Annotated in this window: 4 protein-coding genes; all 4 read right to left on the bottom strand. The window is 68.7% G+C overall.

Annotated elements, in window-relative coordinates; translation table 11 throughout:
- Positions 1-2,971, bottom strand: a 2,971-nt coding sequence (locus ACK42S_RS14425) for a terminase gpA endonuclease subunit (RefSeq protein WP_409708941.1), incomplete at its 3' end; no start/stop codon positions are given.
- 20 nt (positions 2,972-2,991) lie between these two features.
- The gene (locus ACK42S_RS14420) at positions 2,992-3,495 is read right to left on the bottom strand and encodes a DUF1441 family protein (RefSeq protein WP_409708938.1); all 504 of its coding nucleotides are present in this window, start codon (positions 3,493-3,495) and stop codon (positions 2,992-2,994) included.
- Positions 3,495-3,755 carry a hypothetical protein gene (locus tag ACK42S_RS14415; RefSeq protein ID WP_409708935.1) on the bottom strand — a complete coding sequence of 87 codons (261 nt, stop codon included), beginning with the start codon at positions 3,753-3,755 and terminating at the stop codon, positions 3,495-3,497. Before ACK42S_RS14415 ends, ACK42S_RS14420 begins: the two co-directional genes overlap by 1 nt.
- A gap of 335 nt (positions 3,756-4,090) precedes the next feature.
- Positions 4,091-6,391: a DUF5906 domain-containing protein gene (locus tag ACK42S_RS14410; protein WP_409708932.1), complete on the bottom strand. Its 2,301-nt coding sequence runs from the start codon at positions 6,389-6,391 to the stop codon at positions 4,091-4,093.
- Between the last annotated feature and the right edge of the window lie 47 nt (positions 6,392-6,438).

Here is a 6,438-nt window from a genome sequence, read left to right as displayed (position 1 = left end):
CCTGCAATGCCGCCGTGTTTGCATTGGCGGCGGCCGGCTGTGCGGCCGCGCCGTCGGCGGGCGCCGGGGCGCCCAGCTGCCGCTGCAGCCGCGCCTCGATCGCCGCCCAGTCGCCACGGGTCAGGCGGTGCAGGCGCAGCTCCGGGTGGTGGGCGGCCGCGTAGGCGTAGACCCAGGTGTCCAGCGGCTCGTTGCGGGCGCCGCGCCGCTTCTCGAAGCGGTTCTTGGCGGGGTTGTAGGTCTCGCTCACCAGGCCGGCAAAGTATTCCGGCGGCAGGTCGGCGCTGAAGTGCGTCAGCCGCTCCTCCGGGGCCTTGTCCGCGTCGGTGGACAGGCGGCCAAACAGCCAGTGCTTGGCGGCCACCGTGCCCACCTGGTAGGTGTGCACCCCCTTGCGGTCCGTCTGCCCGCGCCAGGTCACGTCCGCGGCCTTGGGCTTGCCCAGCACCGGCGCGGTGTTGGCCACCGCACCAAACGACGCCATCGGCCGCCGCACGCGCCGGTCGCGCACGTAGGCCTTGACCGCCTCCGTCCGGTGGCCGCCCATGTCGATGTCGACCGCCTCCACGCGCAGCATCACCCCGTCGGCGCGCTGGATGGGGCGGTTGAGCAGCTCGGTCAGCGCGGTCCACACGGCCTCATCCGCCGGGTCGCCGGGCAGCTCCACGTAGTCCAGCACCCAGAAGGCCAGCCCAGCACCCCAGCCCACCAGCTGCACCGCCAGGCGGTTGTCCTGCGTGTCCACGCCCGCCGTCACCACGCACACGCCCTGCGGCGCCTGGCGCAGCGGGTACTGCTCGGCCCGGTCGGCAATCGCGTTGTGGCGGATGGCCCGCATGGCCGGGTCCTCCCATTCCTCGGCCAGCCGGTCATTGACGAAGGTCTTGAGCTTGGCCGGGTCTCCCTGGGCGTCCAACCACATTTCCACCAGGTCGGCCCAGCGCGGGCCCAGGCCGATCTGGTAGTACAGCGCATTGATGTGGTAGCCGCGCCGCCGCGCGCCCGGCACCTCCGGCACCCAGCGGCCGGCCTGGATCATGGCGGTTTTGTGGTGCTCCTCGATGTGCGCACCACACTCGCGGCACACGTACCACACGCCGGTGATGACGCCATCCACCCGCGGGCCCCAGCGCAGCCCGGCCCACTCCAGCGGCTGCTCGTGGCCGCAGTGCGGGCACGGCACGTGGTAGCGGCGGCGGTCGCTGCCCTCGTACATGGCGCCAATGCGGCTGACGCCCTTGAGCGTGGGCGTGCTGATGTAGAGCCGCTTGTACGTGCCGGGGAAGGCGCTGGTGCGGCCGTTGAGCATCTCCACCGGGTCGTCGCCGGTGTGCAGGGACTGGGCAAACTCGTCCAGCTCGTCGACGATGAGCGTGCGCACCGTGGTGGACTTGAGCCGCTGCGGGCTGCCCGCGTGCTCGATGTAGAGCTGGCCGCCGTTGAAGTCCTTGAACTCCCGCCGGTTCGCGCCGTCGCGGCTGGCCGTGCTGGACAGGCTCTCGCGCACGGCGGGCGTCTCGTCGATCATGGGGTTGAGCTTCTGCGCCACCCACTTGCTCATGCTCACCTCGCCGGGCAGGCACACCATGACCGGGCCGGGGTTGTGGTCCATGCAGTAGCCCAGGGCATTGAGGGCGATTTCGGTGTTGTGCGTCGGGATCATGGCGCGGCCACACAGGAACAGGTGGCTGGCGTTGTCCACGGCAATGCAGCGCGTAGGCACCGTGGCCACTCGCTCAATGGCTGTGATGTAACGCAGCCCAGCGGCGTCGGCACCGCGCTGGCTTGGCGCTGCCAACAAGCTGGCCAGCTTGCGCGGCAGCCGGAACACATCGCTGCCCTGGTATGCCGCAAAGGTAATGCGAGCCGATGGCCGGCCTTTGGTGCCGCGCCAAACCACGGTCGGCTTGAAGCCCAACGAACACACCAACTCAACGATGCCGTCCACCAGGGCCGGGTAGGAACTGGTGATCTCAACGTGGCCGCGTGGGCCGGCATGGCCGTCTGTGTCCATCAGCCCTTGCAACAGCGCCAGGCGCTGCTCGCGTGATGCCCGCAGGTACAGCAGCGGCACGTGCTTGTTTTTCAGAACACCCAGCCGCCGCAACAGCAAGCCAAAACCATTTCGCAACCCGTATGTCACTGCACGGCCGCTGGACTGATGCGTGTGCGGCTTTGGATCAAAAGCCGCGAAGGCCTGCACAATTTCGGCGTCCATCGTGGTGATGGCGCCGTAGTGGCTGTGGCCATCACCTAGCCAGAGGCCCAACAGGTAAGGGTCAATCGGCAACACTGCAGGCGGCAGCTCCAAAGGCTTGGCCACCTCGATGGCGTAGCGCGACTGGCCACGGCATTTCACACGCGCAGCCAGGTCATCGGTGGTCAGCACCATCTGATGCGCCTTCAATGCGTCAGAAACCGGGGCACGCCTGCGCGCCACACCACCATCGGCATCAAGCGCGGACCGGCGCTTCAATTCCTTGCGCGCCTCGTTGCGCCGCTGCAAGTCGATCACCTGCCAGCGGTGGCCAGCGTCTGCCACCACCTCGCTGCCGTCAGAAAAACGCACCAGGTAGCACGGGTGATCGTGAAACACCTCAGAGGCCGCCACAACACGGGCCGGCTGGCCGTCATCACCAAACACCACATCACCTGGCGCAATGTCGCCCATGGTTGTCCAGCCTGCAGGCGTTGGAATCGGCGTATCCAGCGCAAGCGCTTTGCCAAACTGGATCGGGAACTTGAGCGCCACCTCCCGCACCGGGTGGCGCGCGCTCATGCAGTCCATCGGCTCGCGCAGCGGCGGGTTGCTGTCCGTGCGCCAGATGCCCGGCTGCGCGCTGCCCTTGCTGGACAGGCGGCGGTGCGCATCGGCCCACTGGCTCACCGTCAGCGGCTTGCGCGGCGCCAGGCCGCGCGCCAGGGCGGCGCCCACCACCTCGGCCGCGTCGGCGTAGGCCGGCTGCACCATCAACAGATCCGCGGCCCCCATCACACCGCCCCCCGGGCCGGCACCTTGCCCAGCTGGTGGGCCAGCTCGGCCAGCGCCGCCTCGATCTCGCCGGCCAGCACCGCGCGCACCTGCGCCTCGTCGGCCGTCGCGGCCAGGCGCGGCGCCAGCGTGTCGGGCAACAGCTCCAGGCGCGTGCGCAGCGCCGTGGCAGCGCCGGCCACCAGGCTGCGCACCTCCTCGGCCGGCAGCAGGCGGCCGCAGCGCTCCTCATAGTCAAGCCGGGCCATCTCGGCCTGGTAGTGCTCGCGCGCCTCGCGCGCATCGCCAAAGGCCGGCGTCACCACGGCCGCACGCGCCGGGGCCCCGGTGGTATCGGCCAGCAGCGCCTTGGTGGCCGCCACGTCGATGCGCTCGGCGTTGTCGCCCTGCCCCATCACCAGCCGGCCCTGGTGGCCCAGCTTGGTCACGTAGGACTTGGCCACGCCAATGTGCGCCGCGAACTCGGTGCGCGTCATGAACGGCTTGAACGGCGGCAGACCCATCACACCCCCCTGCCCTGCGCATCCGGGCCCGGCGCGGCCGATTCCGGGCCGCTGGGCGGGTTTTCTGGCAGCAGGGCGGCCAACCCCTTGGCCAGCGTCTTTTCGTCGCCCTGCAGCGTGATCTGCACCGCGCGCAGCCCTGGGAACATCCCCTGCGCCTGCAGGCCGCGCACCGTGGCGTCCAACTCCGGCCAGGCCTTGATGACCTGGCGAAACAGCGCCGCATCCTCCGGGAAGCAGCGGAAGGTTTTCTCGGGCATGGGCACTCCAAAGCCGGAAATCGGGCGGGTGTGCAGGGTGTGCAGCCGCGCGTGCATAGTGGTAAACCCCACCCTGCACGCTCTAAACCATTGACCTATCGTCGTTTTTTTCAAGTGTGCAGGGTGTGCATGGTATAAACCACGTGCGCGCGATTCACTTGTTTTTTGCTTCGCCCACTGGCGCAACGCACTCACGCGCGTCCGCGCACGTAGGGCCTGCACACCCTGCACACTTTGCGCAAAGCCTTGTCGTGCATGGCTTTTCGGCGTGCAGGGTACCCTGCACACTGTGCAACCCACCCTGCACACTTGCGGGCAAACCAGGGCGCGGCGGCTCATTCGACACCCCCGGCGCGGAAGTCCGCCTGCTTCCAGGCCTTCACCGAATCGGCAAAGTTGTCGATCTGCCGGGACAGCTCTCGGATGTCCTGGCCGGTGTCCACCCCCTGCGGAAACACCACCGTGCTCTGCTGCGTGGACGGGCCGCCCATGCGGTAGTGGCGGCGCCGGTCCTTGGTACCGCGGCAGCGCTTGACCGCCTCTGCCACGAACAGGCCCAGCTGCGGCCCCTTGGCGCCGTGCCGCCCGCACCAGAACCGGAAGGCGTCGTACAGATCCTCCGACCGGCACGCGCACACCGGCAGCGGCAGCATCTGCTCCAGCCACTCGCCCACAAAGCGCTCGGTGCTGCCCATGCTGGCGTCGATCAGCTCGCGCTTGGCCTGCGTCAGCGGCGGCAGCGTCCAGGGCTTGAAGTCGCCCAGCGGCACGCGCAGCAGATAGTCGTGCAGCGCCTCGATGCCGCCGTTGTCGATCTCGATCTTGACCGACTCGTAGAACGCCGGGTCCATCTTCTCCGGCGTCCAGACCACGCAGTAGCGGCGGTCGTCGCGCTCCAGCACGGCCGGCAGCACCTCGTTGGACAGGAAGATCATGTTGACGTGGTTCGCCTCCTCGTAGGCGCCCACGTTCTTGGGGTTGATGCGGATCGTGTCGCCCGTCACCAGACCCTTGAGCTTGTTCTTGATGTGGTACAGCTCCTGCCGAGCCACCACCTCATCCGCGATCAGAATCAGCTTGCGGCTGGCCCAGTCGTTGAACTTGTCCTCCACGGCGGCCTGGTCGATCACGCGCCCGTAGGGTCCAAAGATCGCCTTGTAGGCCTCGAAGAACATGTTCTTGCCGGTGCCCTGCGGGCCGTGGAACACGAGCGCCGTCTTCATCTTGGTGCCCGGGTACTGCACCGGATAGGCCAACCAGCGGATCACCCACTGAAACACCTCGGCCGCGTTCGGCTCTGCGCTGCACAGGTACTGCAGCAGGTCGATCAGCGTGGAGCAGTCGCCCGCCTTCGGCCGCGTGGGCCATCCGCCCCACAGGTTGCACTTGATGCGGCCGTCCGTCCCGGCCGGGTCAAAGCCCACCTCGTCCGCCCGCACGATGCGCTTGGCCGGGCTCTCCATCCAGGCCCGGTGGATCATCCGGCTGGTGCACAGGTTGCGCATGCTCGACAGCGGCACCAGCTTGTGCTCGCTGTGGTCGAACACTGTCTCGCTCAGCTCATACACCAGGCTGAAGCGCTCCAGCAGCTCATCCACCGACTCGATGGGCTTGAGCGAATCGTCGCCATCATCGGCCGCCCCGCCCCCCTTGGGCGCGGCGACCGGAGCGGCCGCGGCCGCCAGCCAGCCAAGCTGCCGGAGCTTGGTTTCCACCTGGGCCCGCACCACGTGCAGCCCCTCCAGCGCATGCAGGTCGTTGAAGTCGGTGAGCTTGCGGCCCCCGCGGTCAACGGTGAAGGTCGGCGCCATCCAGGCGCCCCCCACCGCCAGCGCGGCCGCCTGGGCCTTGCTGACGCCCGGGTTGCCCTCGGTCAGGTAGTCGTCGTCGGCGCAGACCAGGATCTTGACGCCCCGGTAGCGCTTGGCCAGTGCCTGGCAGACCGGCAGCAGGTTGCCCGCATCAAACGCCACGGCCACCGGCCAGCCGGAGGCCTCGAACAGGCTGGCCGCGGTGGCGTACCCCTCGGCCACCAGCAGCACGGTGGTGGGCTGCGGGCCGATGTGGAAGAAGCGCCCCTGCTTGGCCAGGCCGGCCGGCCAGAAGTCCTTGTCCCGCCCGTGCCGAGGCGCTGGGTGGATGACCTGCAGGCCATGGATGCGGCTAGAGGTGTCCAGCATCGGAATCACCACCGCCCCGCGCGGAGAGTAGCGCACCCCGTGTCCCTGCACGCCCTTGCGGCGCAGGTAGGCGCTGTCGCCCTCGCGGCCGCACAGCTCCCACATCTTCTGCGCCCGCAGGGCAGCGCGGCTGGCCTCGGCCTTGCGCCGGCCCTCGGCCGCTTTCATGTCTGCCGCGATGCGGGCCTTCAGCGCGGCGCGCTGCTCGGCATTCAGGCTGTTGCGCCGCAGCTCGACCTTCTGGCTGTTGTTCTCGGCCCCGCGCCACACGCCAAAGCTGCCCACCAGTACGGTGTCTCCACCGTCCAGCGTCAGCTCGTGCAGGCTGTACCAGCCCCGCTTTTCCCGGTCGCCGTCAACCTTGCAGCGCATCAGGCGTCCCACCTCCAGGTGGTCCACCAGCAGGCCGATGCTGCGCATCTGGGCCAGCACGTCGTCGTAGTTGGCCCAGTTCACTGTGCCGTCTCCCTGCTATCTACACACCCGATGGGGTTCGAATTACC

Origin of the sequence: Caldimonas sp. (assembly GCF_046289365.1) — a bacterium.
Taxonomy (GTDB): domain Bacteria; phylum Pseudomonadota; class Gammaproteobacteria; order Burkholderiales; family Burkholderiaceae_C; genus Caldimonas.
This window is presented reverse-complemented; position numbering and strand designations above follow the sequence as displayed.